The organism is Cyanobium sp. HWJ4-Hawea, from assembly GCF_024345815.1.
Taxonomy (GTDB): domain Bacteria; phylum Cyanobacteriota; class Cyanobacteriia; order PCC-6307; family Cyanobiaceae; genus Cyanobium_A.
The window spans coordinates 1-24550 of sequence record NZ_JAGQBV010000015.1; the positions used below are offsets into that span (position 1 = coordinate 1).

Sequence of the window (24550 nt, forward strand, 5' to 3'; positions counted from 1 at the left end):
TTCCAGGAGGAGGGCGGCCCCGACCTGGTCGGTATCGACAAGCTCTATTACCAGTTCCCGATCGGCGGCAAGTTCACCGCCACCCTGGGCGGCCGGGTGGGCCAGGAAGACATGCTGGCGCTCTGGCCCAGTGCCTATCCCAGCGACACCATCCTCAACGTTCTCACCCTCAACGGGGCTCCCCTGGCCTACAACAAAAACCTTGGCCCTGGTTTTGGCCTCTGGTGGCAGGACAACGGTTGGAGCGTGAGTGCTAACTACGTAGCTGCCAATGCAGCGAATTCCTCAGAGGGCCTGTTTAACAGTGCTTCTGCGGGCACCAGCACGGTCCAGCTGGGTTATGGCAAGGAAAATTGGGGTATTGCCGCTATCTATTCCTATCTGGATGCCGGCGTGGATGTGCCGGGGGCCACTTCTTTTGTCACCAGCCAAATCGCTCCAGAGGCTGGGGGCGGCTCCACCACCAACGCCTTCGGTCTTAGCGGTTTCTGGCAACCAGCCCAGGCGGGCTGGGTCCCCTCGATTAGTGCCGGCTATGGCATCAACAAAAGCTCCGGCAACGATCTCGGCACCAGCCAGTCCTGGATGGTGGGCCTGCAGTGGTCTGATGTGCTCGCCAAGGGCAATAGCTTTGGCATGGGCTTGGGCCAGCCCGCCTTCGCCAGCTCCACTAGCAATGGCGCCGCCACGGAATCGGGGGTGTGGGCGTGGGAGTGGTGGTATCAGTGGCAGATCACCGATGCAATTTCCCTGACGCCGGCAATTTTCTATCTAAATAACGCCGGCAACCAAGACGCAGCCGGCGGCGGGAGTCAAATCGGCGCCCTAGTTAAAACAACCTTCCGCTTCTAGCCTGGCCTAGGCCAGCCTTGATCCGCGCCCGGCCCCGACAACCCACCATGGTTTCGGTTAAATTTGCTTTGAAGTACCCACCTCTATTAAGGGTTGGCCATTAGGTGGCTAAAAGGTGATTAAGGATGGCTTCAGATAACTATTCCGATGGGCCGGCCCTGAAGATTGGCCAGGTGGCCAAAAATACTGGGCTCTCGGTTAAAACAATCCGTTTTTATTGCGACCAGGGCTTGGTGGTACCGAGTTGCCGCTCGGAAGGGGGCTATCGCCTATTTGATCAGCACGCTGTGGCGGATCTGGTAATCATTCGCGCCCTTCGGTCGATGGATGTGCCGTTGGGGGAGATCCGCAAGATCTTGGATGTGCGCAGGTCTGGTGTCTGCAACTGCGCCACCCTTAAAAATAGTATTCAAGGCCAGTCTGCCTCCATTGAAAGGCGCGTCAGTGAGCTTCTAGTTATGAAGGAAGAACTTGACCGCCTCCTTGCCGGTTGGCAGGATTGCGGAGGGGTCAAGTCCTAGGGGTAAGCGGTTTCTAGCGGACGAAAAGCATCTCCTGGTAGGTGGGCAATGGCCAAAGGTTGTCGTCGACTAGGGCCTCGAGGCCGTCGACCACTTCGCGCAGCTCATCCATCAGGGGCACCAGGGTGCTGGCTGAATAGCGCAGGTGGTCTTCCGTGCCATGGGGCGGTTGGTCGATCGCGCTTTGCAGCTGGCCGCTGATGTCCATCAGCGACTGGCAAAGGGCTGCAACCTGCTTTGTATTTTCCGGAGCCACCTGAATGCCAAGGGTGCTCTGAAGTTGGAGCGATCCCGCCAATTCGCCCAGATAGCGAATTGCCGCTGGATATACCTGGGTGCGGGCGATTTGGACCGCCAGCTTGGCCTCCACATCGATCGCCAGGATGTATTGCTCGGCGTAGACCTCGAAGCGGCTTTCCAGTTCCACCCCGGTGAGCACCCCCGTGCGCTCAAACAATTCGCGGATGGCTGGGCGGGTCAGCACGGGTAGGGCATCGGCGGTGGTGCGCAGGTTTTCCAGGCCCCGCTCCTCCACGGCCATCCGGTGCCACTCATCGGAGTAGCCGTTGCCGCCAAACACCACGGCGCCGTGCTGTTCAACCACGGTCTTGAGCACCGCCAAGGCCCCTTCCTCCAGGCCCATGCCACTGGCCAACTTGCTGGAAAGTTCGGCGGCGATCCAGGCGAGGGAATCGGCCAAGATCGTGTTTAGCGACACCAGCGGACCGGCCACCGATTGGCCAGAGCCCACGGCGCGGAATTCGAAGCGATTGCCGGTGAAGGCGAAGGGGGAGGTGCGGTTGCGATCCCCCGCGTCCTTGTCGAATTCCGGCAGGGTTTCAACCCCGAAATCCATCACGCCACCGATCGATGAACCGGAGAGCCGGCCCTCCCTGATCTGGTTGAAGACGTCCTCCAGCTGGCTGCCGAGGTAGACGGAAATGATTGCCGGCGGGGCCTCGTTGGCACCGAGCCGGTGGTCGTTGCTGGCGGTGGCGATCACGGCCCGCAGCAGGGGGCCATAGAGATGGACCCCGCGAATGACGGCACCACAGAAGAGCAGGAACTGCAGGTTTTTGTGGGGGGTTTGGCCGGGATCCAGCAGGTTCCCCTGGGTGGCATTGCCAATCGACCAATTGACGTGTTTGCCCGAGCCGTTGATGCCGGCGAAGGGTTTCTCATGCAGCAGGCAGGCCAGACCATGCTTCTTCGCAGTGCTGCGAAGGATTGTCATCGTCAGCTGTTGGTGGTCGGTGGCCACGTTGGCCGCCTCGAAGAAGGGGGCAATCTCGAACTGGGATGGGGCCACCTCGTTGTGGCGGGTTTTGGCGGGGATCCCCAGCCGATACATCTGCCGCTCCACCTCCTGCATGAACACCTGCACCCGCTCAGGGATGGCGCCGAAGTAGTGGTCGTCGAATTGCTGGCCCTTGGCGGAGGGCCTGCCAAACAGGGTGCGACCGGCCAGCAGCAGGTCGGGGCGCAGGGGTACATAGGCGCTGTCGATCAGGAAATATTCCTGCTCTGCGCCGCAGCTGGAATTGACCGGGGCAATGTTGGTTTCGCCCAGCAGGCTGAGCAGCTTGTGGGCCTCCTTGTTGACCGCCGCGATGGAACGCAGCAGGGGGGTTTTCTTGTCGAGGGCCTCTCCGGTCCAGGAGACGAACACCGTGGGGATACAGAGGGTGATGCCGTTGGGCGTCTCCATCAGCCAGGCCGGGCTGGTGATGTCCCAGGCGGTGTAGCCGCGGGCCTCGAAGGTGGAGCGGATGCCTCCATTGGGGAAGGAGGAACCGTCGGGTTCACCCTGCACCAACAACTTGCCGGTGAATTCGGTGATCGCGGTGCCATCGCCCTGGGGCGAGATGAAGCCGTCGTGCTTCTCCGCCGTGGAGTTGGTGAGGGGATAAAAGACGTGGGAGTAGTAGAGGGCGCCGCGGGCGGTGGCCCATTCCTTCATCGCCTGGGCCACCACGTTGGCCACCGAAACGTCGAGCTTGCTGCCCTCCTTGATGGTGCGTTGCACCGACTTGAAGATCTCCTTCGGCAGCGCCGCCTTCATCTTGTCGAGGCCGAAGACATCGCTGGCCCACAGCTCATCAAGCTTTTGGGGGCCAGGGGTCAAGGTGGCGGGCCGCTGCTGGATCGTCTGCAGGGCCGCAAGACGTTGGGGGCTGGGCATGGAGACACTGTTGTTGTTTTGATCCAATAGCAACGGCCCTCCCCCCTGGCGACGCTGTTGTTACCAAACTCACAAGCACGGCTCCCCGGGCTAGGGGGCTTTTTTCTTCAAATCAATCGATCCAGCTGGGAGTGGCTTCGTAGTAGGCGGCGTTTTTTTCATTTTCTCGGGCTTCTACCTTCAGGCAGTAGCTGCGGCCACCATCCCGGCTCCTGAGCAGATCGTTGGCCCAGGTCCAGACCAGTTGGGCGCTGGCCTCCATGCCCACGTTTTGCATCACCCGCAAATCGAGGGCGCCCTGCTGGTGCAGGTCTTGCCATTGCTCGAGCAGGGGATCGTCGGCATTGACCAGAAAGGTGTGGTCAAACTGCTCGGCCAGCTGGGCCTCAAGGGCCCCAAGGCTGGAGAAATCCACCACAAAGCCGCATTGATCTAGCTCCCGGGCCCCAAACCAGCAGGTGAAACTGCGGCTGTAGCCATGCACAAAGCGGCAATGGCCAGGATGGCGCCATTGGCGATGGCAGCAGGGAAAGCCGCCGAAGGTCTTCGAACAGGTGAAGGCGGCGGTCATTCCCTGGGAAACATCTAGGGGATTGGATGGTTGTGGGCTTGGCGGCTGTTGCGGGAAGATTGGCCCAAATGGATCGGCTGCCCGTGCAGGCATCATTTCAGGCCCCGGATCCAGATTTGATCCGTGCGCTCCGTTTTAACGAGGCCGGCCTCATCCCCGCCGTGGCCCAGGACTGGCTCGACGGGGCCGTGTTGATGGTGGCCTGGATGAACAGGCAGGCGATCGAGCACACCCTCCAAAGCGGGGAGGTGCACTACTGGAGCCGCTCACGCCAGGAGCTTTGGCACAAGGGCGCCACCAGCGGCCAGATCCAGCGCCTGCGGGGCCTGCGCTACGACTGCGATGCCGACGTGCTGCTGCTGACCATCGAACAGCAGGGGGCCGGGGCGTGCCATACCGGAGCCCGCAGCTGTTTCTACGACGAGGGCCCCTTGCCCAGCGCCGGTGGCCCCCAGGCGGCTCCGCCTCCGGCGGATGTATGCACCGAGTTGATGCGGGTGATCGAGGCTCGCCGTGATTCTCCTGAGCCAGGCAGCTACACCAACAAGCTGCTGGAGGGGGGTGACAACCGGATCCTCAAGAAAATCGGTGAGGAGAGTGCCGAATTTGTGATGGCCTGCAAGGACAACAACGCCGCTGAAATCGCAGCTGAGGCGGCCGATATTGTCTTCCACCTGCAGGTGGCCCTGGCCCACCATGGCGTTAGTTGGCGCCAGGTTCAGGAGGTTTTGGCGACCCGCCGGGGAGCGCCTCGGCGGGAGTGACTGGGGTGGGAGTGACTGGCCCAGCTTCAAGCTTGAGGCCCGGTTGGCCGTAAAGCCAGCGCAGGGTGACGCGATCGCGCTCGCTCAATTGAAGAATCGGTTTGGCCCCGGGGGACACGGCCATGGCATCTGCGGGGTTGTCGCTGTGGCCCCATAGTCCAAAGGCATGGCCCAGTTCGTGGAGGGCGGTGGCCTCGATCGCCTTGGGGCCTTGGCCGGGGCTGATGGCCACACTCACCTTTGGTTCGAGTTGCCAGCCCGTGGCCGTCTGCCGGCGCACCAGCTCCAGCTCTGCGCGGCCGTGGCTGGCCCGCTGGTTGCGGATCGGCGGCCTGCGGCGAAAAATCAGGATTTGGGCCTGGGCTGGATCATCCACCCTCCCAACTGAAAGGACCCCCTGCCAGTGGCCCAGGGCTGCTTCGATGGCGCCCAGCCAGCGCTGGTCCCAAAGGGCGGCGGGGCCAGTGGTGACAGCAGGTTCGACCCATACCCGCCAATGGGGAAGGATTGGCCATCCCCAGGGGGTGCTGCGCAGTTTGTCCCGGTAGTCGCCGGAGATGGGACCAGAGATGGGGCTGGCAGGGGGGCTGGTGGCTGGCTGGTTGGGGATCGCTGGATTGGCCAGGGCCATCCCACCAAGACAGGTCGCCAAAGCCGTGGCCGTCGCCCAAGCCTTCATCAGCTGGGCAAGCCCACACCCCGGGCCATCAGGGTTGCCATCAGGGGAATCAGGGCAAAGCCCACCAGCTCAATATTGAGAATCCAGCCCAGCCGGGTGGCCAGGGCCTCGCTCACCTTCGGCAGCTCCCCTTTGCTCAGGGGCAGGGCCCAGAGGATGTAGGTGATGGTTGGGTAGAGGGAAAGGCCGCCAACGGCCAGGTAGACCCCAACCTTCCACCAAAACAGGGGGTTCTCCGTGTAAAACTCCGCCCCCTGGCCGAAATAGAGCACCCGCAGAATTCCCGAACCCAGCACGGCCAAGGCCGCCAAGCCGTAGACCACATCGGTGATCACCATCAAGGTGGCTTCCTGCTTGCTCGGATCTGCCTTGATTAGGCGGCGCTCAAGGACCAGGGCCCCAAAACAGACCATGAAGCTCACGTAGTGGAGATAGGCCACGCCAGCGCGACTCAGCACTTCTGGGGGGATGGCGGCAAAAAGGGTGTGGGCGACGCCCATGGGGCCTTTTTCAGAGTGGAGCAACCGTAGCGGCTGCCTGTCGACCCCTGTCTGGGGTGAATTGGTTAAATATGAAATCTTCCTGAAATCAGTAGTAAAATTGAAAGTCGGAAGCTTTTCGGCTGCTTTTACTAAGCCCGCTAAATCCCCCTAGATTTCTTTAATAAAGGAGGTGAAACATGGCGAGCTCGTTGAGTGCCTATCTCGGCGAGATCGGTCGCCATTCCCTGTTAAATCCTGAGCAGGAGCTCATCCTGGGCCGCAAGGTGCAGTCGATGGTGGTGTTGCAGCAGCGCTGCATGGAAGCCGGTGGTGCGGGGCCTGCCTGCGAATACAACGACCTTGAGCTACGCACCATGAAGGTGGGCGAGAGGGCAAAAAATCAAATGATTACCGCCAACTTGCGCCTGGTGGTCAACCTGGCCAAGCGCTATCAAAATAAGGGTCTGGATCTGTTGGATCTGATCCAGGAGGGCACCTTGGGCCTGGCCCGTGCCGTGGAGAAATACGACCCCACCAGGGGGCACCGCTTCAGCACCTATGCCTACTGGTGGATTCGCCAGGGTCTTAACCGTGCCCTTTCCACCCAGAGCCGCACCATTCGTATTCCGGTGAACGTGAATGAAAGGCTCACCCGGTTGCGGGCTGCCAAGGCCCGCTATCTGCAGGCCAATGGGGTATTGCCAACCGCTTCCCATTTGGCGGTGATGTTGAAGCTGCCGATCGAGGAGGTAGAGGAGCTGCTGGGTTGCGAGCTGCGCAGTATCACCGTCAGCCTGCAGGGGGTGGTCAAGTCGAAGAATGATCCTTCCGAGTTGGTGGATGTGCTGCCCAGCAGTGAGCTGGCCCCCATGGAAAAGGCCGAATTGGCTGAGCGTTCGGCCTCGGTTTGGACCCTGCTGGATCGCTCCAGCCTGACCCCGAAGGAACGCACCGTGGTGATGCTGCGTTTTGGCCTTGATGGCGGCAACGAGTGGCGCACCCTGGCCGAGGTGTCGAAGTACCTCAACTGCAGTCGCGAGTACTGCCGCCAGATGCTGCAACGGGCCCTGCGCAAGATGCGCCGCACCGGCATTGAGAGCGGCCTGGTGGAGGTGGTCTAGGCGCCTCCGCCCCAGGGGGAGGTGCCTAGGCTTTTTCGATGACGAGCGAAGCCGAATCTGGAGCGGGGCCCTGGGCTGATGCCCCCCTCGAGGCCGAAGTGCTGGAGAGCAAGGTCGTTGATGAAATGCTGATGATCCGGGTGCTGCGGCGGGCCGGGCGCCTGGTGGCTCGGCCAGCTTTGGAGTGCCTGGAGCTGCTGCTCGACCCCCAAACCCCCGCCACTGTTAAGGCGACGGTGCTTGCGGCCCTCACCTACTTACTGATGCCGATGGACGGGATTCCCGATTTCATCCCAGCTTTGGGTTTCAGCGATGATCTGGTTGCCATGACTGCCCTATTGGGGCTATGTGCCCGTCATTTGACTCCCTCGGCCGCTAAAGCTGATGTCCTCAACAAATTCCCCCAGCCCAAATAGATCCACCCTCACGGCCGAGCAGCTAGAGGATCTGCAGTCGTTTCTCAAGGACTGGCTGCGCCACACGGGCCGGACCCAGGCCGACCTGCGTAGGGCCCTGCGGGCAGCTTCGATTCGCATGCCTGTTTTGTTGGAGGAGCTCAACCGCACCTACAGCCGCTCGGGCCTCGATGGCTTGGTTCAGCAGCTGTGCGGGATCGAAGACCTTTGGTACGGGGAAGACGGCTGGGCCCCATCTGGCGATGCAGCTTCCAGACCAGCCCTTGCTAGCCCAGAAGCTGATCTCGGCACCCCAAGCCTGGAGGCTTCCTTGGGGCAATTGGATCTGCTGCTGCAGGAAATTCGAGAGGATCACAATCCCTAACGCCCCAGCCCAGGCAAAGTGGTGACATCGAGTAACGCGATCCCAGTGATGCCATCCATGCCTGGCCATTCCCAGCCCAACCTCCGCGGCTCCGTTGGCCTACTTCTGGCAATGGGCACAACTGTTTTATCCCTATGGGCGGCATCGGCATTGCTGGCTGCTCCGGCCCAGGCCCAGGCCCAGCGATTCCTTTGGAGCCCTGGGCCCTCGGTGGGCCCTGAGACCAAGGTGGAGCCGTCCAATTGCCTAATGGCCGACGACGGCACCATCACCTGTGACACCCGGCTGGTCAATCCGCCTAGCAACACCCAGGCCAAGCCCCAGTTCAACTATTTCCAAAATTAAGGCTCCCTAATCACTGTGTTCAAGCGCCTTCGTAACCAGTGGGCTGATGCCCGTTTTCTTGAGTTAGCGGACCTGGCGGAGCACCAGCTCGCCAAGGTCCTGAGTGTGGTGCTGTTTGTGGTGATGGTCGCCGGCACCATCCAGCTAATCGGCCAGGTTTTTTGGGCGTTATTGGCACCCTCCACCCCCTGGATGGCCAGCAAGCTCAACCAGGTGCTGGGTGATTTGCTCACCCTGTTGATTGCCATTGAGGTGCTTCAAAACATCACCTCCTATCTGCGCCGCCATGTGGTGCAAATTGAGCTGGTGTTGCTTACGGCGATGACGGCCGTGGCCCGCAAGGTGATTGTTTTGCCGCCTGGGGCAGAAAATAAGCCCGCCCTTTTGGCTGGCTTGGGTTTGGCAGTGTTGGCCCTGGGGGGTGCCTTTTGGTTGGTGCGAACCCTCAACCTGCGCCAACCGCCGGCCAGAACAGGGCCAGCCAAACGCAGCCCGGCGCTGGATCAGTAGCCACGATCCGATGGCGCCGATGGGCCCCAATCAACAGGCTGTCGCCTGGGCCCAGGTGGCGTGATTGGGCTTCATCCTCAAACTGAAGTTCGGCGCATCCCTGCATCAGCAGTACCCATTCCTGCTCCGGTTGGCCGTACCAAAAATCCCTGGGGCTGGCGTAACCGCAGGAGTGGATTCGCTCGATGCGCAGGCCTGGCTGCTCGATTAACAGCTGGTGGCTCTCCTGGCCCGGGGGCGGACATGGGCTCGAAAAGATGTTGCTCTGTTTTGCCGGTTGAGCCGGTTGTGTTGGTTCTTGGAGTTCCCCCCAGCGGCGACCAATCTCAAGGCCATTCTGGCGGGCCAAATTGACCACCTGCTGGTGGTTGCTGCAGTCTTCAAGCTGTTGCCGCAGGGCCGGTTGGGCCTCAGTCAAGGCGACAAATTGATTGAGTTGGCGCACCTTTTCAAGGAACTGCAGCAGTTGCTCTTGGGCCACGGGGCTCGTTTGTAGGTGTTTACAGAAACTTGATCATCCGCCAGCGCACGAAGGCTGTGCCGGCAAACAGCACTTCCTCCTCTTGTTCCACCTGCCAGCCCTGGCGCAATAAAAGGGGCCTGGAGAGTTGGCTGGCCTCAGTTCGCAATTGCCGGCAGCCCCCTTTACGGGCCAGTTGCCCTAGGCCTTCAAGGAGCTGACCGCTTCTGCCCTGGCGGCAGGATCGGCCTCTGCAATAGAGCAGGGAAAGACGATCAATGGGATCCAGTACCCCAAAGGCCTCAATGCTGGCATTGCTAGTTGCACTGGAAAGGCTGGCCAGGCCCTGGCCAGCTAGCAATGCTTGATCAAGACCCTCACCCTGCCAAGCATGGTTGGCCCAAGCTTCAACTTGTTCAGCTGTATAGAGAGCACGGGCTTGGCTTCTTACGGCGTCGGCATACACCGCTGCGATCTCATCACGATCATTGAGGTTGAGTGTCCGCAGGAGATCCATGTAAGAGAGAGTTTTCGGGCTTGAATAATTGTGCTGATGGTGTATGTTCTGTAGGTCTTCTCTGGGTGATCACCCAGGACTGTTCAACATTTCACGTAACGCGATGCTTACTGGATCAGAATTGCTTGCCAAGGTAAAGGAGCTTGGCGACGTCGGCAAATCCGACATTGTTAGGGCCTGTGGTTATGTCTCTGGCAAGAAGGACGGCGGTGATCGCCTGAATTTCACTGCCTTCTATGAGGCCTTGCTTGAAGCTAAGGGAGTTGATCTGGGCGGTTCCAGCAAAATGGGCAAAGGCGGTCGCAAGCTCAGCTATGTGGCCACTGTCCAGGGCAATGGCAACCTGCTGATCGGCAAGGCCTACACGGCTCTGCTGGATCTCAAGCCCGGCGATGATTTCGAAATCAAACTGGGTCGCAAGCAGATCCGCCTAATTCCCGCTGGCGCCACCGACGAAGACGAAGAGTGATTCCTCCAGGCATTTGCCTGAAGTAAGTAAAGCCCTGGCATTGCCAGGGCTTTTTTTGTGGGCATTTTATGGGCTTTTTTAGGGGACCTGGCTTGCCATGATCTGGATCGAGCCCCTGGCCTTAGCCAGGCTGCGGTAATCCTCTGGGTTGCAGGAGAGCAGGATTATTTGGATGCCCGCTGCGATGCCGAGTTCAACCATGCGGCCCAAGCCCAGTAGCCGTTCTGGATCGCTATTGGTGAAGGCGTCGTCAAAAACTAGGGGCAGGCAATTGTCATAGGCGGGCTGGAGCACTTCGGCCATGGCAAGCCTGAGGGCGGCCGCCAGTTGTTCACGCATGCCGCCACTGAGCTGCTCAAAGGCAAAACCTTGCTGACCCTGGCGTAATTGCAATTCGCCAAAACCAGCCTTTGGATCGAAGCCCAGGCTGGTTGCCCGGGGATTGCCACCGAGTTTTTCCAGGTAGCGGTCCATTGCCTGCTTTAGGGGGGCGCTGTATTGCTCGGCAAGGGCACTGCGTTCCTGGTGAAATAGGCCCTGCAGGCGCTGGAGTGCCTTGGTGTGCAGTTGCAGCCGATCCATTTCAGCGTTGGCCCTTTCCAGGCTGGCCTGCCAATACTCAACCTCTGCCGCTGGATCTTTGGCACTGAGGCTCAGGCAGCGTTGTTCCTGCTGGCCCCTGGCGGTGAGCAGGAAATCCTTTTCGGCCTCTAGTTGTTGGCTGCGCTGTTCCAATCCAGCTGTCTGGTTGTTTGCTTGGCCAAGTAGTTGCTGCTCCAGGGAATTCAATTCGGCTTGCTTGGCGCCTAATTCAGCCTGCTGGGCGGCCAATTCGGCCACTTTTTCTTGGCGCCTTTGCTGCAGTTGTTCTCCGGTGCCATGGCTTTGTTGGCCGTGGAGCCGGCGTTGCTGGAGGGTTTCCAAGGAACCCGCCAGCTGCTCGAGGCGGCTTTCCAGTTGACGCTGGCCGTTTAGGCACTCCTCCCACTGCCCCTGGCCCCGCTTCAGTTGGTGCTCCAGTTGGCCCAACTGGTTGGCCAGCAGCCTGGCCCCATCCCGCTGCGCTTCCAGCCAGCTTTGGAGAGCATCGCGGCCGCTGGGCAGGAGGCCCCCAGCCTCCAGCTGCCTGGGCACCTCCCTGTGGAGTTCGAGGGCTGCGAGAAGCCTTTGGCGGCGGGGCTGCAGTTCGGCGAGTTGGGCATCCAGCCGGTTCCAGGGAATGGCACTGGCCGCCAGCCGCAGGCGCTGCAGTTGGGCCGTGAGGTCGTGGCGCTTGAGGGCGAGGGGTTCGGCTGTTTCGCTTCCCGCAACGGCCAGTTGCTGGAGTAATTCCTGCAGTTGACCTTGGCATTTGGCCAATTGCTGTTCGGCCTGGGCCGTGGCTTCCCCTCCCCCGGGGCTGATGCGCAGGCGCACCCCTTCCCCCACCAGCAGCTCCTGGGCGCTGCTGATTTGATAGCTGCTGCCTACGGCCAGGGGCTGGCCTTCTAGCTCCACCGGTAGGTCGGCGGCCAGCAGTTCGATGGCGGTGGCCATGGCTTGGCAGCGGGCCTGGGCCTGGGCCAATTGCTGCTCCTTTTGGCGCAGTTTTTTGACATCGTCGGCATCGATGCTGGGCAGGGTGGTCAATTCCGCCTTCACCGTTTCCGCCTGCTGTTGCAGGAGGCCGAATTGATCCTTGTGCTGTTGCAGTTGCTTGGCCTCCTGCTCCAGTTGCTCGAGATCAAGTTGCTGTTGCCCCCATTCCTGCAGGCCCTGATTGAGCTGTTGTTCGGTTTGCAGGCGTTGTTGTTGTTCCCGTAGGGGGCTGAGTTGGGCTTGCTGGTTTTGCAACTCCAGTTGGCTTTTGGCCAGTTGTTGCTGGAGTTCCAATTGCTGCTTCGCCTGGAGGTTGAGCTGTTGTTCCAAGCCGGCCATCTCCGAGAGGACCTGCTCGATGCTGCGGAGCTCCTGGTGCAGGGGCTCGGTTTTGGCCTTTTGCAGGTTTAGGGCCGCCTCCAGCTTTTGACGGGCCTGCTCCTGTTGGCGTTGGCTTTGGCGCAGCTGCTCCAGGGCCGGCCGCTCCTGGTTGCCAATTTGATCGAGCCGCAGGCCAATCCGGCGCAACTCCTCCATGGCCCCCTCCAGTTGCTCCTGCAGGCCCTGGGCCTGGCTGAATTGGAGCTGGGCACTATTGAGTTGGTCCTGGGCGAGGGCTAGATCGCTGCCTGCTTTGACCTTGCCCGTGGCGGTGAGACGCTGCTCGAGTTGCTGCTGGATGTGGTCGCCCACCCAGCGATCGATCCCTGATTCCAGGGCCTGGGTGCTGCCCTGCTGTTGCAGTTGCTGCACCAGTCGGTCTAGGTCGTAGCCATTGCCTGGCCCGTCGAGCAGGTTTTGGCCCGCTTCCCCCTGGCGCACCCAGAGGTGGGCCCAGCGCTGGGGCAATTGGGCGATCCGGCGCCCCTCGATGGCCCCATCGACCCCCAGCAGGCTGGCCAGCCGTTCCTCGGCGGCGGGGCCACTGAGGGCCACACCCGAGGCCGTGCCCGAGGCTGTGCTCAGTTGGCAGGTGCCGGTTGCCCCGGCAAAGCGTTTGCGCAGTTGCCAGATCTGGCCCTGGGCCTCAAAGCTGATGTCCACCTCCGGCAAGCCGCCGTGGAGCCTGGAGCGCAGCTCCTCCACCCCCCGACCGGTGGCGTTGGCCTTCAGAAATAGGCCCTTATGGAGGGCCTCCACCACCGTGCTTTTGCCCGCCTCATTGGGGCCACCCACCAGGGTGAAGTGGCGATCAAAGCTGAGCTGAAGTTGCTTGTGCTGGCGCACATTGCGCAGGCAGGCTTCGATCAACCTCATGGTGGGTTGCCAGCCAGCTGCTGCTCCGCCAGATGCACGGCCCGGTAGAGCTCGGCCAGGGCCAGGCGGGCTACGGCATCCCCACCATCAGGAGCAGCCTCCTGGGCCGATGCAGAGTTTTTGAGGTTGCTGGCCACCTGGGCCACCAGGGGGTCGCCGGGGCGCTGGGTTAGTTCGGCCAGTTCGGCAGCCCCCGGGGCCACGCTGCAATGGCCCCGCAGCTTCAGCCGCAGCACCTGGGCCTCCACCCGCTCCAGCAGTTGGGAGTAGGCCTGCTGGCCGGCCAGGCTGAGGCTGCCGCTGATTTCAAGCAACAGCAAATCGGCCCCAACCCGTTGGCCCAGCAGTTCATCGAGCTGGGTTTCTAGGCGGGCCAGGTCGCTGTCGTCCTGGCAATGGAAGGGGAGGGGGTGCCAGCCCAGGCAGCCGGTGGCCAGGGGCGTCACCTGGGGCATTTGGCCACGCAACAGATCCACCTGCAGGACATAGCCGGATTGGTAATCAGCGCTGCGGGGGAAGCGATCGGGTTCGGGGGTGCCGCTGTACCAGGCCTTGGCTGAGACCTGCTTCAGGCCATGCCAATCGCCCAGGGCTAGGTAGTCGACCGCATCTAGCCAGGGCCCCTCCAAGCGCAGACGGTTATTGGCGTGGGCATCTAGCTCGCCGGCCCCAAAGCCATGAACCGATCCATGGGCGAGCACCAGCCTGGGTTTATCGGCTGGCAACCCCTGCCAATCGAGGCTGTGCAACCAGCCACAGGGATCGCTGCTGTCGTTGCGCCGCAATAGGGGACAGGGCAAAACCACGGCCCCCGCCACCTCGAAGGGGGAGAGTTCAAGCAGCACCGTCAGGTTTTCGGCGCGGCGCTGCCGTTCGGCTTGAAAGAAGGGCGAGTGCCAGACACTGCCGGGGGCGCCATGGTCGTGGTTCCCCGGGATGGCCAGCACAGGGCAGGCAATTTTGCCGATGGCGGCGCAGACGGCACTGACATCGGCGCTGTTGGGGGTGGGGGAATCGAACAGGTCGCCAGCCACCACCACCAGATCTGCGCCCTGGCTTTGCACCAATTCAGCTAGACGCCCAATGGCGGCGAAACGCACCTGGCGGAGCCGGGCCCTCTTGTCGGGGTCGAGCACCCGGGCATAGGGCTTGCCGATCTGCCAATCGGCGCTGTGCAACATCCGTAGGGGTTGATGGAGTGGTTGGGCTGGTGAGGTTGCGGCCAGGGCTAGTTTCCGCAGCAAGGGCCCATCTTTAGCGCCTGGAATCGCAGACTGGAAGCACTTATCGCCCGCTTCCCCAGGTGCCAACCCAGTTTCGTGATTTTTTCCTGGCCCTAGGGGCGGTGCTGGTTATGGCTGGCCTATTTGCCCCTGGAGCGGCGCTGGCTGATCTGGCCCTGGCTGATCTGGGATTGGCTGATGTCTCCGCTGGGGAGGCCCTGTTCCAAAACCACTGTGTGGGCTGCCATGTCAATGGGGGCAACATCCTTAGGCGCGGCAAGACCCTCAAATTGGCGGCCCTGGAGCGCAATGGCATCACCAGTGCCGATGCCGTGGCCTTGATCGCGGCCAACGGTTTGGGCCAGATGTCGGGCTATGGGGCGGTGCTGGGCGATGGTGGCGCCGAGCAGGTGGCCAGCTATGTGTGGAGCCGGGCCCAGGCTGGCTGGCCCTAAAAAGCCTGAATCCAGGGGTAGATCTCAACGGCGGTCCAAATGCCTTCTCGCCAGTAGATATCCCCCTTGACCAGGGCCTCCACCTCGACCTGGCTGCTGGCTTCGTAGATCCCAAACACGTGGCTGCTGGTCTGGGTGGGGCCAAGGGTCACCAGGGTGCCGGCATCCTTCAGCTGCTGCAGCCCGGCTAGGTGGGCTTCCCTAAAGGGGGTGCGCTTCTCGAGGGCGTTTTCGCAGTAGGTGCCCCAGAGCACGAATTTGGCCATGGTTTTGTCAGGGATTGGTTCTTAGTCAGCGTCGAGGGCGGTGCGCAGTTCGGAGCAGAAGGCGCCGGCCGCGGCCCCCACATTCTCCTGGCGGCCATGGGCTTCAGCCATCACCTTCACCAAAGCGCTACCAACGATGGCGCCATCGGCACCCCAGTCGCGCACTTGACGGGCCTGCTCGACGCCAGAAATGCCAAAGCCCACGGCCACGGGCGTGCTGCCGAGGGCCTTGAGTTGCCCCACCAGACCGCCCACCCGTGATTCGAGGGAGGTGCGGACGCCGGTTACTCCGGTGACACTGACCAGGTAGGTGAAGCCGCGGCTGGCTTGGTGGATCCGGGCCATCCGTTCACTGGGGGTGGTGGGGGCGACCAGCAGCACCAGATCTAGGCCTTGGGCGCTGGCTATGGCGGAGAGTTTTTCGGCCTCCTCGAGGGGGAGATCAGGCACCACCAGGCCGGCGGCACCGGCAGCTGCGGCGGCCCGGCAAAAATCCTCCATGCCCCGGTTGAGCAGGGGGTTTGTGTAGGTGAAGAGCACCACCGGCAGGGTCAGTTCGCCCTTGAGGCCGGCGAGCATCTCGAGCACCTTGGCGGGGGTGGTGGCGGCTGCCAGGGCCCGGCTGGCGGCGGCCTGAATCACGGGACCATCGGCCAGGGGATCGCTATAGGGAATGCCCAGTTCGACCATGTCGGCCCCTGCGGCCTGCAGGGCCAGCAAGGTGGCCTGGGTGGTGGCCAGGTCGGGATCGCCTGCCATCAAAAAGGGCATCAGGGCACAGCGCCGTTGCTGCTTGAGCTCCTGGAAGCGCTGCTGAATCGGGGTGGTTGGGGCAGTCATGGGGGGCTGGGGTCGTCTGCCAACTGGCCGGTTTCGCGCAGTAGTTGTTCCTGCTCCTCGGGGCTGAGGGCATCGAATTTGGCCTGTAATTGCTCGTTGGTCAGGGAGTCGTAGGCCTCTCTGTACTCGCGCCGCTGCTGCATGTAGGTCATCTTGCCGGTGAGCGCCCGCAGCAGATAGCTGCTGGTCCAGCCGAGCACCAGCACCGTGAGCACGGCCGAGGTGGCAATACCGGCACTAAAACCTTCAAGGCCATTGGCCTGAAAAAGGGCGTAGCCGATGCCCCCCAGGGCAAAGATGCCAATGCCCAGCAAGATCGCTTGGCCGCGGTTCACCTAGGCAACCTCGCCTTGGCCGGCCATGCGCAGGTTGATGAAGGGGGCAAACAGGATCAGGCCGGGGAAAAATAGGAACACCAGGCCATAGACCCCCAGGCGCTCGTATTTGCCCATCACGGTCCAGCGTTTGATCATCCAGGCGTAGAGGGCCAGGGGCACGGCCACCAGGTAGGTGCCGCCAATCACCACGTAGGCGGCTATCAGCAGCAGGATCTCCGGGGTGAGCCAGGCGCCAAGGGAGCTGGTGATCGAATTCATAGACCCGAGGAGGGGCACGGCTCAGATGCTGATGGCAATCAATTTAGGATGGTTAGGCCATGGGGGTATGGCGTAATTGGTAGCCGCATCAGACTTAAAATCTGCTGGATTTTATCCGTGGGGGTTCAAGTCCCCCTGCCCCCATAAAGATCCCTAGTCAAATCGGGATCCAGGGGCCGCTGGCGTGTACTATTAAAGAGCTGGCAGAAGCCATCGAGCTATGGCTCGAGCAGGCCGGCAAAAGCACCATCCATTCCCTTGCTTCCTGGGGTTGGTTCCGTGGGTCTGTGTTGACTTTGGCCAGGTTGTTCGTTTGACGAGCCGCCTTCGGTGCGTGATCGATATCCGTTTGAGTTCATTTTTAGTTCACCATGTTTTTTCCCCGTTCGTTTTCCTTCTGGGCTTGGCCCGGATTCAGCTTGGCTTTTGGCCAGGTAGCCCCCACCAGTCCTGGTGCCCCCCGTCCTGGCGGCCAGGGGCCAATTTCCTGGGAGGAGTTGCTGGGGCGCCGCTGAATGATCTGGCTGGTTAGATCCCAAACCAGCGGCTGATCAGAAAAGGAACCACCAGGGTCATAACGAGGGTGAGGGGAAAGCCATAGCGGGCGATATCCAGAAAGCGATAGCGACCTGGGCCGTAGACCATCAGGTTGGTCTGATATCCCACTGGGCTTAAGAAGCTTTGACTGGCCCCAAAGAGCACCGCAAAGATGAAGGCCATTGGTGGTTGACCTAGCCCCAGGGCCAGTTGACCGGCAATCGGTATCAACATCGCAACGGTCGCCGAGTTGCTCATTACTTCGGTCAGCAAAGTGGTGAATAGAAACACCACCACCAGGGCCCAGAAGACAGGCCAGTGCTGCAGCCCGGCGATCAGCCCCTGGGCCAGGGCACGGGCCAGGCCTGTTTTCTCAATGGCCACACTGAAACTGGCCAGGGAGCCCAACAGCAGGATCACATCCAGGCGAATTGCCCGCTGCAATTCTCCAGCCCTAAGGCAGCCCGTGGCCACCATAGCCACCGTGCCTAGCAGGACGGCTCCCACCAGGGGGATCAGCTTTAGGGCCGGCAAAATAACAACCAAGGCCGCAATTGAAATTGCAATCCTCTTCCTGCTGACCGTCGGTAGATCCTTTTCCAGTTGCTCCAATACGACCAAGTCGTTGTTTGCCTGTAGGCCCCTAATGGCGTCCTTTGGCCCCTGTAGGAGCAGCACATCCCCCTCCTTCAAGGCGGCCCGACCGAGCCGTTCCCGCAGCAATTGGTTGCCCCGCCGCAGGGCTAGCACCGTCACGTTGTAGCGCTGACGAAATCGCAAATCCCTAAGGCAATCGCCCGCCAGGGTGGAGCCAGAAGGCAGGAGTACCTCCACCATCCTTTGGTCGTTTTGTTTGTCAGCCGAGGGCCTTTCCGCTGGCGTGGATTCCGGTGTGGGGGCCACCTCAACGGTGTGGTCCTGCTGGAGACGCAGCAGGTCCGCCTTGGTGCAGCGCAGCAGGAGCCGATCTCCCACCACCAGGGTGCGATCCGCCAGGGGCGGCAAAAACCTTTCCGCCCCGCGATGGAGCTCGAGAACGTCGACGTCAAAGCGCCGTTGCAGCCGGCTGGCGTGTAGCGATTGGCCAATTAGCTCCGATCCCGCAGGAATTTTCACCTCTGTGAAATAGCCGTTGTTTGAGAGGTCGGCGACCAGGTCGTCGTCGTTTTGGCCCCGATCGGGCAGCAGGCGATCGGCCAAAAGCACCATCACCAAGCCACCACTCAGCCAAACGCCAATGCCGATGGCACTAAAGCTGAACAGTTGGAAGGCGCCGTAGCCCAGTTTTTCGCTGACATCGCTTGCCAGCAGGTTCACGGAGCTGCCCAGCAGGGTGATCGTGCCCCCCAACACGGTGGCAAAGGAGAGGGGCAACAAAACCTTGGAGGGTGAGATCCGGCGGCGCTTGCACCAGCCTTCAATTACCGGCAGCAGGGTGGCGACGATCGGCGTATTCGGCACAAAGGCCGACACCGGACCCACCAGCCCCACCATCAGGGCGATCATCCGTTTTGGCGAGCGCACGGCATCGGAGCCAATGGCCTCCCGCAGCCGATCCAAGCCCCCGGAGCGAAATAGGCCCGCAGATAGGGCGAATAGCCCCATCAAGGTGACCAGGGCGGTGCTGCCAAATCCCTCGACGGCTTCGCTCGGTTTGAGGACGCCAAAGGCAATCAAAAGGCCGGCGGCGAGAAGGCCCGTCACCTCGGGGGCCAGCCAGCCGGTAATGAACAGAACGACCGCACCCAGCAGGACCGCCAGGGTTATCAGGCTGGGCGGATCCAGAAATACTGAAGGCAAGGCGTCCAGGGCTGAGGAGATCTAGGGGGTGATACTACGGCAACTGCGTCGGAAAACCGGAAAAGGCCTCCTCTCTCTGTCTCGCGTGCTTTAGCTGGCCTTTGCTGCCTTTTGCCAGACTGGATTCAAGCCATTTGCTGCAACCCGACTTGGCGTTTAGTGCCAAAACCAGTTATGGGCTCCTGGCCCTAATGGAATTGGCTAGCCAGGTGGCCAACCAGTCTTTGTTACAGGTTGCCGAAATTGCCTCCAGGCACCAAATCCCGGAGCGCTACCTCGAGCAGGTGATGGCGGCCCTGCGGCGCGGTGGTTTGGTGGGCAGCATCCGGGGGGCCCAGGGGGGCTACAGGCTTTGCCGCGCTCCGGCGGAGATCTCCCTGGCGGCGGTTGTGTTGTTGCTGGAGGGTGATCCCGGGCCCACCACCCTCTCGGCAAAGGCCAGCCCCGAGGCCCAGGTGCTTAGTAGTTGGTCGCTGCAGCTTGACCAGCTGCAGTGGCAGAAATTGGAGGCCACTAGCCTTCAGGATTTACTGGAACTGCGCGACCAGCACCAGCATGGCCAGGCGATGTATTTCATCTGAGGATTCCCTTGGGGGTTCCCAAGGGGGTTCCCTCGGCGTTTCCCTTGCGGCCGCTTCGCTCTTCTGGCTGAAGCTGGGCTGGATCAGCTTTGGCGGTCCAGCTGGCCAGATAGCCCTGTTGCATCGTGAGCTGGTGGAGGAGCGCAAATGGTTGTCGGAGCGCGACTTCCTGCACGCCCTCAACTTCTGCATGGTGTTGCCTGGCCCGGAGGCCACCCAGTTGGCCACCTACCTGGGCTGGCTGATGCATGGGGTGGCGGGGGGCCTGGTCGCCGGACTGATGTTTGTGCTGCCCTCGGTGGTCGTGCTGATCGCCCTATCCACTGTTTATGTGCTGTGGGGCCAGCTGCCGCTGCTGGTGGCAATTTTTTGGGCCCTTAAGCCAGCTGTGCTGGCCCTGGTGATTCAGGCGGCCTGGCGGGTGGGGCGGCGCACCTTGCACACGCCAGTTTTGGGTTTGCTGGCGGTATTCAGCTTTGTGGCCTTCGTTTGGCTGCGCTGGCCCTATCCCCTGGTGGTTGCCATCGCCGCAGCGGTGGGTTGGCTGCTGCCCCCAACAATTCGCCCAAGTACCAGCGCCGCCGAAAACGAGGATCAAGCAGGCAGCGAAGCCCCTGCAAGCAGCAAAGCCGAGCCTTTTCCCCTGCGCCATTTGCCCCCAACTTTGTTGATTTGGGGGCTGGCCACGGCCCTGCCCCTTGGCGCCCTGGGCTGGTGGAACGGCTGGGATGGTCCCCTGGTGACGATGGGTCGGTTTTTTAGCCAGGTGGCCCTGGTCAGTTTTGGTGGGGCCTATGCAGTGTTGCCCTACGTGGCCAAGGCGGCGGTGAGCCAATTCCACTGGCTTTCCGCCAGCCAGATGGTGGATGGCCTGGCCCTGGGGGAAACCACCCCCGGCCCCTTGATCATGGTGCTGGCCTTTGTCGGATTCATGGGCGGCTGGAACGGCGGCGTCTTTGGGGCTCCGGGAATTTGGTGGGATGCGCTGGTGGCCAGCTTGGTGGTGGTTTGGTTCACCTTTTTGCCCAGCTTTGGCTTCATTTTTGTGGGGGCCCCCCTGATGGAAGCCAGCCGGGAAGACTTGCGGCTGCAGGGCCCCCTCAGTGCCATTACGGCGGCGGTGGTTGGGGTGATAGCCAGCCTGGTGCTGTTCTTTTCGGGGCCCGTGCTCTGGCCCACCGGCCGTCCCGACCTGGCCGCCGCCGCCCTGGCTGCTTTGGGCTTGCTGGCCCTAATCCGTTGGCGCTGGAGCGTGCTCCAGCTGATCGGCGCTGCGGCCCTGGTGGGGGTGCTTGCAGAATTGCTGCATTAATTGGGCCTTGCCCCCTTGATTTCCTCCGATTTGATCAGCACGGCCGACCTGCAGGCCCTGCTCCAAACCTGGGGCTATGGGGTGGTGTTTGGGGCCATGTTGCTCGAAAGTGCCGGGGTGCCCCTGCCGGGTGAAACCGTGACCCTGCTCGGTGGTTATGCCGCCGGCAGCGGCCACCTCAATGGGGTGGGGGTGATAGCAGCCGCCAGCAGCGGCGCAATCTTGGGGGATTCGATTGGCTATTGGCTGGGGCGACGGGCCGGTTGGCCCCTGCTCCTGAAGGTGGCTCGCCTGCTGCGTAAATCGCCCGAGCAGATGGAGGTGCTGCGTCAACGCTTCCTGCGCCATGCCGGTAAGTCGGTGTTTTTTGGCCGCTTTGTGGCCCTACTGCGGGTGTTTGCTGGACCCATGGCCGGCGCCGTTGGCATGCCCTATGGGCGCTTTCTGATCTGCAATGTGGCTGGCGGCTTGCTCTGGGCCACCACCATGGTGAGCCTGGCCTGGCTGGGGGGGCGCTGGATCCCCATGCAGAGGATGGTGGAGGGGGTAATGCAATTTGGGCTGGTGGCCATGGCGCTGGTGTTGGTGGTAGTTGTGTTGCCGAAGCTGTTCTCGCGGTGGGCCGCGCGGCCATGAGCCTGCAACTCACCGGCGCCCAGAGGCGTTTCGCCACCCTTTCAGCCCTGCTGGGCAATGCCCTGGAGTGGTTTGATTTCGCCGTCTATGGCTATCTGGCAACGCCCCTGGGCAAGGCCTTCTTCCCCGCCGAAGACGGCGCCATGCAGGCGGTGGCTGCCTTTGGCGTGTTTGCCGTGGGCTACTTGATGCGACCAGTGGGCAGCTTGGTGTTGGGGCCCATTGGCGATCTTTTTGGCCGGCGCGAGATGCTCAGCCTCAGCATCGTTTTGATGGGCGCCTCCAGCCTGGCGATAGCGCTTTTACCCACCCACGCCCAGGTGGGCATGGCGGCCGGGCTGCTGCTGTTGTTGATGCGGATGCTGCAGGGGTTCTCGGTGGGTGGTGAGTTCACCGGTTCGATGACCTACGCCACGGAGGCGGCCCGCCCAGGCCAACAGGGGTTCTTGGCCAGCCTGGCCACGGCCGGTGGTTTGGTTGGTTTCAGCCTGGGCTCCCTCACCGTGGCCCTATTGGCTGGTTTTCTGGGGGATGGCGCCATGGATGCCTGGGGCTGGCGGCTGCCCTTTGGCCTCGGTGCCCTGGTGGCCGTGGTGGGTCTGTGGATGCGGCGGCGCATGCCGGAAACCCTCGAAAAAGAGGCCTCGGATGCGGAAATCAAAACACCTGGCGCCCTTATGGGAGCGATGGCCGGCCGCCTGCAGCAGGTGGCTTCTCAGTGGCGATTGGTGCTGCGTATTGCGGCCTTGGTGTCGTTCGCCAACGTTGTCTTTTATGTGTTGTTTGTCTATTTGGTCGATTACACCGGCCACCAAGGGGGAGCCAACCTGGCCGAAGCCAATGCCATTGCCACCCTGGTGCAAAGCCTGGGTTTGCCCTTTGTGCTGCTGGGTGGGGTGTTGGTGGATCGATATGGCAAACGGCTGATCAATCGCATCGGCAACCTGATGCTCCTAGTTGTTACCCCATTGGTGCTGCCCCTGGTGCAATTGGGCGGCACCCGGGGGCTGCTGCTGGGCCAGGCCATTGGGGTGCTGCCGGTGATGTTGACGATGGGGGCCCAGGGGGTAACGGCGGTGGAAATGGTGCCGGTGCGCCAGCGCTGCGCTGTCTTTTCGATTGCCTACAGCCTGGCGATGGCCCTGTTTGCCGGCACATCCCCCTTGGTGAGTAGCTGGCTGTTGGAACAACAGGGTTGGCAATGGGGGCCGGCGCTCTACTGCAGCCTGTATGCAATCCCAGCCCTGTGGGCCCTGCGTCAGAGGTAGAAGCCGACGGTGGTTACCACCCTGGTGCCCTGGGCCCGCAGGGCACTGCGCAGGGCAATGGTGGATTGGTTGTGCAGGATGTTTTCCCAGCGATGGCGGGTCACAAATACGGGCAACACCACGGTGCAAAAGGTGTCGCGATCTTTTTTGTGCTCCACCTCAAAGCTGCCCACGAAATCCAAGACCGGATCGATTAAGGAGCGGTAGGGCGACTCCAAAATCACCAGCGGAATGCCCGGCAGCTGGCGCCGCCATTGCTCCTGGAAGGCCTCGGCCTTCCCCAGGCCCAGGTCAACGTGCACCGCCACCAGTTCGCGGGCGATGGAGTGGGCGTAACGCACGGCCTCGAAGCTGCCCCGGTGTAGTTGTCCGACCAGCACCACCACCGGCGCCCCGCCATGCTCCGGGGCAGGTGGCAGGCTCAGACGCTTATCGGTGGCCAGGCGCAACCTTTTAGCCACCTGCACGTAGTGGCGCTTGATCGCCAAAAACAGCATCACCAGGATCGGAATGGCTACCACGACCAGCCAGGCCCCATGGGTGAACTTGCTGAACAGCAGCACCCCCGTAACCATCAGTGTCACCAGGCTGCCAAAGGCATTCACCAGGGCCTTGCCGATCCAGCCAGCGGCCCGATCCCTCCACCAATGCACCACCATTCCGGCCTGGGAAAGGGTGAAGCTCAAAAACACCCCCACCGCATATAGGGGGATTAGGCGGGTCACGCTGCCGCCAAAGACAATCAGCAGCAGGCCGGCAAAGCCACTGAGGGCCAGGATTCCGTTGCTGAATACGAGCCGATCGCCCAGGGAGGTGAGCTGGCGGGGCAGATAACCGTCCTGGGCCAGGAAATTTGCCAGGCGCGGAAAATCTGCATAGGCGGTGTTGGCTGCCAAAAGCAGGATCAACAGGGTCGATATCTGCAACACCAACAACAAAAAGCCATTGCCAAGCACCTGTTGACCCAGTTGGTAGAGCAGGGTCGGGCCGTTTTCCACATAGACAGTGCCCAGCTTTTGGGCCAATACGCTCATGCCGCCAAACATCGTGGCGAGCAACACCACCATCACCGTGAGTACCCGGCGGGCGTTTTTCCATTCCGTGGGCTTGAAGGCCATCACCGAATCACTGATGGCTTCAATGCCGGTAAGGGCCGCACAACCCGAACTAAAGGCCCGCATCAGCAGCACGATGCTTACGGCCGAAAGCTCCCGGTGCTCTGCGGCCATGATTAGGTCTTGCTGGGAGGCGGCCATTGGGGCGAGGTCGCCATGGAGCACCTTGGCCAGGCCCATCACCACCACGGTGAGCACCGCCGCCATAAACACATAGGTGGGGGCGCTGAGTAGTTGGGCGCTGGAGCGCACCCCCCGCAGGTTGGCCACCATCAATAGGCCCAGGCCCAGCAGGCAAAGGGGCACTCGAAAGGGTTCAAGGGCGGGAAAGTAGGAGGTGAGGGCTGAGATGCCAGCCGCCGTACTCACCGCCACGGTGAGCATGTAATCGATGGCCAAGGAGGCACCCGCCACCAGCCCGGGCACGTCGCCCAGATTTTCGTGGGACACCCTGTAGGAGCCGCCGCCCTGGGGGTAGGCCTTGATGGTTTGGCGATAGCTGATCGCCACGATCAGCATCAGGGCAATGATCAGGCCCGTGATTGGCAGGGTGAAGCCCAGGCCTGCCGCCCCGGCCATGCCCAGCACCAGCACAATTTCCTGGGTGGCGTAGGCCACCGAAGAAAGGGCATCGGAGCTGAGAACGGCTAGGGCTTCTGCGTTGTTGAGCCTTTCTTCTGCTTGGGCGCTGGTGGGTAGGGGGCTGCCGATCAGGCTGCGCCGCAGCCGACCTAGACCGAAAAAATCGACCCGCGCCATGGCGGAAGCCACAAATAGGGCCAAACCCTAGGTCTCCAGTTGGGCTGCGGCTGCCAAACTGCACCGATTAGTTG

28 protein-coding genes and 1 tRNA gene are annotated in these 24550 nt (G+C 61.8%); 15 read left to right on the forward strand and 14 right to left on the reverse strand.

Annotated elements, in window-relative coordinates; translation table 11 throughout:
- Together KBY58_RS05025 and KBY58_RS05030 are read left to right on the forward strand one after the other, a co-directional pair.
- Positions 1–852, forward strand: an 852-nt coding sequence (locus KBY58_RS05025) for a carbohydrate porin (protein WP_255003254.1), incomplete at its 5' end; no start/stop codon positions are given.
- Between the two features lie 125 nt (positions 853–977).
- Positions 978–1373 carry a MerR family transcriptional regulator gene (locus KBY58_RS05030; RefSeq protein ID WP_255003255.1) on the forward strand — a complete coding sequence of 132 codons (396 nt, stop codon included), beginning with the start codon at positions 978–980 and terminating at the stop codon, positions 1371–1373.
- Between the two features lie 13 nt (positions 1374–1386).
- Here KBY58_RS05030 and KBY58_RS05035 read toward each other — a convergent pair whose 3' ends face one another.
- Positions 1387–3555, reverse strand: a complete 2169-nt coding sequence (locus tag KBY58_RS05035; protein ID WP_255003256.1) for a glutamine synthetase III — start codon at positions 3553–3555, stop codon at positions 1387–1389.
- Positions 3556–3667: 112 nt separating this feature from the next.
- Positions 3668–4126 carry a 6-carboxytetrahydropterin synthase gene (locus KBY58_RS05040; protein ID WP_255003257.1) on the reverse strand — a complete coding sequence of 153 codons (459 nt, stop codon included), beginning with the start codon at positions 4124–4126 and terminating at the stop codon, positions 3668–3670.
- A gap of 68 nt (positions 4127–4194) precedes the next feature.
- On the opposite strand from KBY58_RS05040, the gene hisIE reads away from it, so the two are divergent.
- Complete coding sequence (hisIE, locus tag KBY58_RS05045; RefSeq protein WP_255003258.1) at positions 4195–4890, forward strand: bifunctional phosphoribosyl-AMP cyclohydrolase/phosphoribosyl-ATP diphosphatase HisIE; 696 nt, start codon at positions 4195–4197, stop codon at positions 4888–4890.
- Here the strand turns inward: hisIE and KBY58_RS05050 are convergent.
- Together KBY58_RS05050 and KBY58_RS05055 are read right to left on the reverse strand one after the other, a co-directional pair.
- A complete protein-coding gene (locus tag KBY58_RS05050; RefSeq protein ID WP_255003259.1) occupies positions 4829–5569 on the reverse strand; it encodes a peptidase in 741 nt (246 codons plus the stop codon). The two genes, hisIE and KBY58_RS05050, sit on opposite strands and share 62 nt — an antisense overlap.
- On the reverse strand, positions 5569–6069 hold the full coding sequence (locus tag KBY58_RS05055; protein WP_255003260.1) for a DUF2214 family protein: 501 nt from the start codon (positions 6067–6069) through the stop codon (positions 5569–5571). The genes KBY58_RS05050 and KBY58_RS05055 overlap by 1 nt, the downstream gene beginning before the upstream one ends.
- Before the next feature lie 179 nt (positions 6070–6248).
- Between KBY58_RS05055 and KBY58_RS05060 the strand changes: the two genes are divergently transcribed.
- Genes KBY58_RS05060 through KBY58_RS05080 form a run of 5 tightly spaced genes read left to right on the forward strand, consistent with a single transcriptional unit; the run spans position 6249 to position 8807 of the window.
- On the forward strand, positions 6249–7172 hold the full coding sequence (locus KBY58_RS05060; RefSeq protein WP_255003261.1) for a sigma-70 family RNA polymerase sigma factor: 924 nt from the start codon (positions 6249–6251) through the stop codon (positions 7170–7172).
- Positions 7173–7210: 38 nt separating this feature from the next.
- Positions 7211–7588, forward strand: a complete 378-nt coding sequence (locus KBY58_RS05065) for a YkvA family protein (RefSeq protein WP_255003262.1) — start codon at positions 7211–7213, stop codon at positions 7586–7588.
- Entirely contained in the window at positions 7557–7952 is a 396-nt protein-coding gene (locus KBY58_RS05070) for a hypothetical protein (protein ID WP_255003263.1), read from the forward strand. The genes KBY58_RS05065 and KBY58_RS05070 overlap by 32 nt, the downstream gene beginning before the upstream one ends.
- A 48-nt stretch (positions 7953–8000) precedes the next feature.
- A complete protein-coding gene (locus tag KBY58_RS05075) occupies positions 8001–8297 on the forward strand; it encodes a hypothetical protein (RefSeq protein WP_255003264.1) in 297 nt (98 codons plus the stop codon).
- A 15-nt stretch (positions 8298–8312) separates the two neighbouring features.
- A complete protein-coding gene (locus tag KBY58_RS05080) occupies positions 8313–8807 on the forward strand; it encodes a phosphate-starvation-inducible PsiE family protein (RefSeq protein ID WP_255003265.1) in 495 nt (164 codons plus the stop codon).
- Here the strand turns inward: KBY58_RS05080 and KBY58_RS05085 are convergent.
- Together KBY58_RS05085 and KBY58_RS05090 are read right to left on the reverse strand one after the other, a co-directional pair.
- Positions 8743–9288, reverse strand: a complete 546-nt coding sequence (locus tag KBY58_RS05085; protein ID WP_255003267.1) for a Nif11 domain/cupin domain-containing protein — start codon at positions 9286–9288, stop codon at positions 8743–8745. The genes KBY58_RS05080 and KBY58_RS05085 overlap by 65 nt on opposite strands.
- A gap of 19 nt (positions 9289–9307) precedes the next feature.
- Entirely contained in the window at positions 9308–9784 is a 477-nt protein-coding gene (locus KBY58_RS05090) for a GNAT family N-acetyltransferase (protein ID WP_255003268.1), read from the reverse strand.
- A 103-nt stretch (positions 9785–9887) separates the two neighbouring features.
- On the opposite strand from KBY58_RS05090, the gene KBY58_RS05095 reads away from it, so the two are divergent.
- Complete coding sequence (locus KBY58_RS05095; RefSeq protein ID WP_255003269.1) at positions 9888–10253, forward strand: AbrB family transcriptional regulator; 366 nt, start codon at positions 9888–9890, stop codon at positions 10251–10253.
- Positions 10254–10331: 78 nt separating this feature from the next.
- Here KBY58_RS05095 and KBY58_RS05100 read toward each other — a convergent pair whose 3' ends face one another.
- Together KBY58_RS05100 and KBY58_RS05105 are read right to left on the reverse strand one after the other, a co-directional pair.
- Positions 10332–13088 (reverse strand): AAA family ATPase, encoded by a 2757-nt coding sequence (locus KBY58_RS05100; protein WP_255003270.1) that lies wholly within the window; start codon positions 13086–13088, stop codon positions 10332–10334.
- A complete protein-coding gene (locus KBY58_RS05105) occupies positions 13085–14332 on the reverse strand; it encodes an exonuclease SbcCD subunit D (RefSeq protein WP_255003271.1) in 1248 nt (415 codons plus the stop codon). Before KBY58_RS05105 ends, KBY58_RS05100 begins: the two co-directional genes overlap by 4 nt.
- Before the next feature lie 59 nt (positions 14333–14391).
- Here KBY58_RS05105 and KBY58_RS05110 point away from each other — a divergent pair, with 59 nt between their 5' ends.
- Positions 14392–14766: a c-type cytochrome gene (locus KBY58_RS05110; protein ID WP_255003272.1), complete on the forward strand. Its 375-nt coding sequence runs from the start codon at positions 14392–14394 to the stop codon at positions 14764–14766.
- On the opposite strand, the gene KBY58_RS05115 is transcribed toward KBY58_RS05110, so the two are convergent.
- From KBY58_RS05115 to KBY58_RS05130, 4 genes are read right to left on the reverse strand one after another with little or no spacing between them, the layout of a single operon-like run.
- Positions 14763–15032: a YciI family protein gene (locus KBY58_RS05115; RefSeq protein WP_255003273.1), complete on the reverse strand. Its 270-nt coding sequence runs from the start codon at positions 15030–15032 to the stop codon at positions 14763–14765. The two genes, KBY58_RS05110 and KBY58_RS05115, sit on opposite strands and share 4 nt — an antisense overlap.
- A gap of 21 nt (positions 15033–15053) precedes the next feature.
- Positions 15054–15872, reverse strand: a complete 819-nt coding sequence (gene trpA / locus KBY58_RS05120; RefSeq protein WP_255003274.1) for a tryptophan synthase subunit alpha — start codon at positions 15870–15872, stop codon at positions 15054–15056.
- Positions 15869–16207, reverse strand: coding sequence for a DUF3007 family protein (locus KBY58_RS05125; RefSeq protein WP_255003275.1), 339 nt, complete (start codon positions 16205–16207; stop codon positions 15869–15871). Before KBY58_RS05125 ends, trpA begins: the two co-directional genes overlap by 4 nt.
- Positions 16208–16468, reverse strand: a complete 261-nt coding sequence (locus tag KBY58_RS05130; protein WP_255003295.1) for an NAD(P)H-quinone oxidoreductase subunit L — start codon at positions 16466–16468, stop codon at positions 16208–16210. It abuts the gene before it with no gap.
- Positions 16469–16529: 61 nt separating this feature from the next.
- Between KBY58_RS05130 and KBY58_RS05135 the strand changes: the two genes are divergently transcribed.
- Positions 16530–16612, forward strand: a tRNA-Leu gene (locus KBY58_RS05135).
- A 384-nt stretch (positions 16613–16996) separates the two neighbouring features.
- Here the strand turns inward: KBY58_RS05135 and KBY58_RS05140 are convergent.
- The gene (locus tag KBY58_RS05140; RefSeq protein ID WP_409995718.1) at positions 16997–18814 is read right to left on the reverse strand and encodes an SLC13 family permease; all 1818 of its coding nucleotides are present in this window, start codon (positions 18812–18814) and stop codon (positions 16997–16999) included.
- 140 nt (positions 18815–18954) lie between these two features.
- Between KBY58_RS05140 and KBY58_RS05145 the strand changes: the two genes are divergently transcribed.
- From KBY58_RS05145 to KBY58_RS05160, 4 genes are read left to right on the forward strand one after another with little or no spacing between them, the layout of a single operon-like run.
- Positions 18955–19386: an RrF2 family transcriptional regulator gene (locus KBY58_RS05145; RefSeq protein WP_255003277.1), complete on the forward strand. Its 432-nt coding sequence runs from the start codon at positions 18955–18957 to the stop codon at positions 19384–19386.
- The gene (gene chrA, locus KBY58_RS05150) at positions 19361–20698 is read left to right on the forward strand and encodes a chromate efflux transporter (RefSeq protein WP_255003278.1); all 1338 of its coding nucleotides are present in this window, start codon (positions 19361–19363) and stop codon (positions 20696–20698) included. Before KBY58_RS05145 ends, chrA begins: the two co-directional genes overlap by 26 nt.
- Before the next feature lie 15 nt (positions 20699–20713).
- On the forward strand, positions 20714–21334 hold the full coding sequence (locus KBY58_RS05155; protein WP_255003279.1) for a DedA family protein: 621 nt from the start codon (positions 20714–20716) through the stop codon (positions 21332–21334).
- Entirely contained in the window at positions 21331–22602 is a 1272-nt protein-coding gene (locus KBY58_RS05160) for an MFS transporter (protein ID WP_255003280.1), read from the forward strand. The genes KBY58_RS05155 and KBY58_RS05160 overlap by 4 nt, the downstream gene beginning before the upstream one ends.
- Here the strand turns inward: KBY58_RS05160 and KBY58_RS05165 are convergent.
- Positions 22593–24476 carry an APC family permease gene (locus KBY58_RS05165; protein WP_255003281.1) on the reverse strand — a complete coding sequence of 628 codons (1884 nt, stop codon included), beginning with the start codon at positions 24474–24476 and terminating at the stop codon, positions 22593–22595. The genes KBY58_RS05160 and KBY58_RS05165 overlap by 10 nt on opposite strands.
- Positions 24477–24550: the final 74 nt, after the last annotated feature.

Coding starts and splice junctions, on each gene's coding strand:
- KBY58_RS05030 (WP_255003255.1), top strand. CDS start 978: ATGGCTTCAGATAACTATTCCGATGGGCCGGCCCTGAAGATTGGCCAG.
- KBY58_RS05035 (WP_255003256.1), bottom strand. CDS start 3,555: ATGCCCAGCCCCCAACGTCTTGCGGCCCTGCAGACGATCCAGCAGCGG.
- KBY58_RS05040 (WP_255003257.1), bottom strand. CDS start 4,126: ATGACCGCCGCCTTCACCTGTTCGAAGACCTTCGGCGGCTTTCCCTGC.
- hisIE (WP_255003258.1), top strand. CDS start 4,195: ATGGATCGGCTGCCCGTGCAGGCATCATTTCAGGCCCCGGATCCAGAT.
- KBY58_RS05050 (WP_255003259.1), bottom strand. CDS start 5,569: ATGAAGGCTTGGGCGACGGCCACGGCTTTGGCGACCTGTCTTGGTGGG.
- KBY58_RS05055 (WP_255003260.1), bottom strand. CDS start 6,069: ATGGGCGTCGCCCACACCCTTTTTGCCGCCATCCCCCCAGAAGTGCTG.
- KBY58_RS05060 (WP_255003261.1), top strand. CDS start 6,249: ATGGCGAGCTCGTTGAGTGCCTATCTCGGCGAGATCGGTCGCCATTCC.
- KBY58_RS05065 (WP_255003262.1), top strand. CDS start 7,211: ATGACGAGCGAAGCCGAATCTGGAGCGGGGCCCTGGGCTGATGCCCCC.
- KBY58_RS05070 (WP_255003263.1), top strand. CDS start 7,557: ATGTCCTCAACAAATTCCCCCAGCCCAAATAGATCCACCCTCACGGCC.
- KBY58_RS05075 (WP_255003264.1), top strand. CDS start 8,001: ATGCCATCCATGCCTGGCCATTCCCAGCCCAACCTCCGCGGCTCCGTT.
- KBY58_RS05090 (WP_255003268.1), bottom strand. CDS start 9,784: ATGGATCTCCTGCGGACACTCAACCTCAATGATCGTGATGAGATCGCA.
- KBY58_RS05095 (WP_255003269.1), top strand. CDS start 9,888: ATGCTTACTGGATCAGAATTGCTTGCCAAGGTAAAGGAGCTTGGCGAC.
- KBY58_RS05100 (WP_255003270.1), bottom strand. CDS start 13,088: ATGAGGTTGATCGAAGCCTGCCTGCGCAATGTGCGCCAGCACAAGCAA.
- KBY58_RS05115 (WP_255003273.1), bottom strand. CDS start 15,032: ATGGCCAAATTCGTGCTCTGGGGCACCTACTGCGAAAACGCCCTCGAG.
- trpA (WP_255003274.1), bottom strand. CDS start 15,872: ATGACTGCCCCAACCACCCCGATTCAGCAGCGCTTCCAGGAGCTCAAG.
- KBY58_RS05130 (WP_255003295.1), bottom strand. CDS start 16,468: ATGAATTCGATCACCAGCTCCCTTGGCGCCTGGCTCACCCCGGAGATC.
- chrA (WP_255003278.1), top strand. CDS start 19,361: ATGGCCAGGCGATGTATTTCATCTGAGGATTCCCTTGGGGGTTCCCAA.
- KBY58_RS05160 (WP_255003280.1), top strand. CDS start 21,331: ATGAGCCTGCAACTCACCGGCGCCCAGAGGCGTTTCGCCACCCTTTCA.
- KBY58_RS05165 (WP_255003281.1), bottom strand. CDS start 24,476: ATGGCGCGGGTCGATTTTTTCGGTCTAGGTCGGCTGCGGCGCAGCCTG.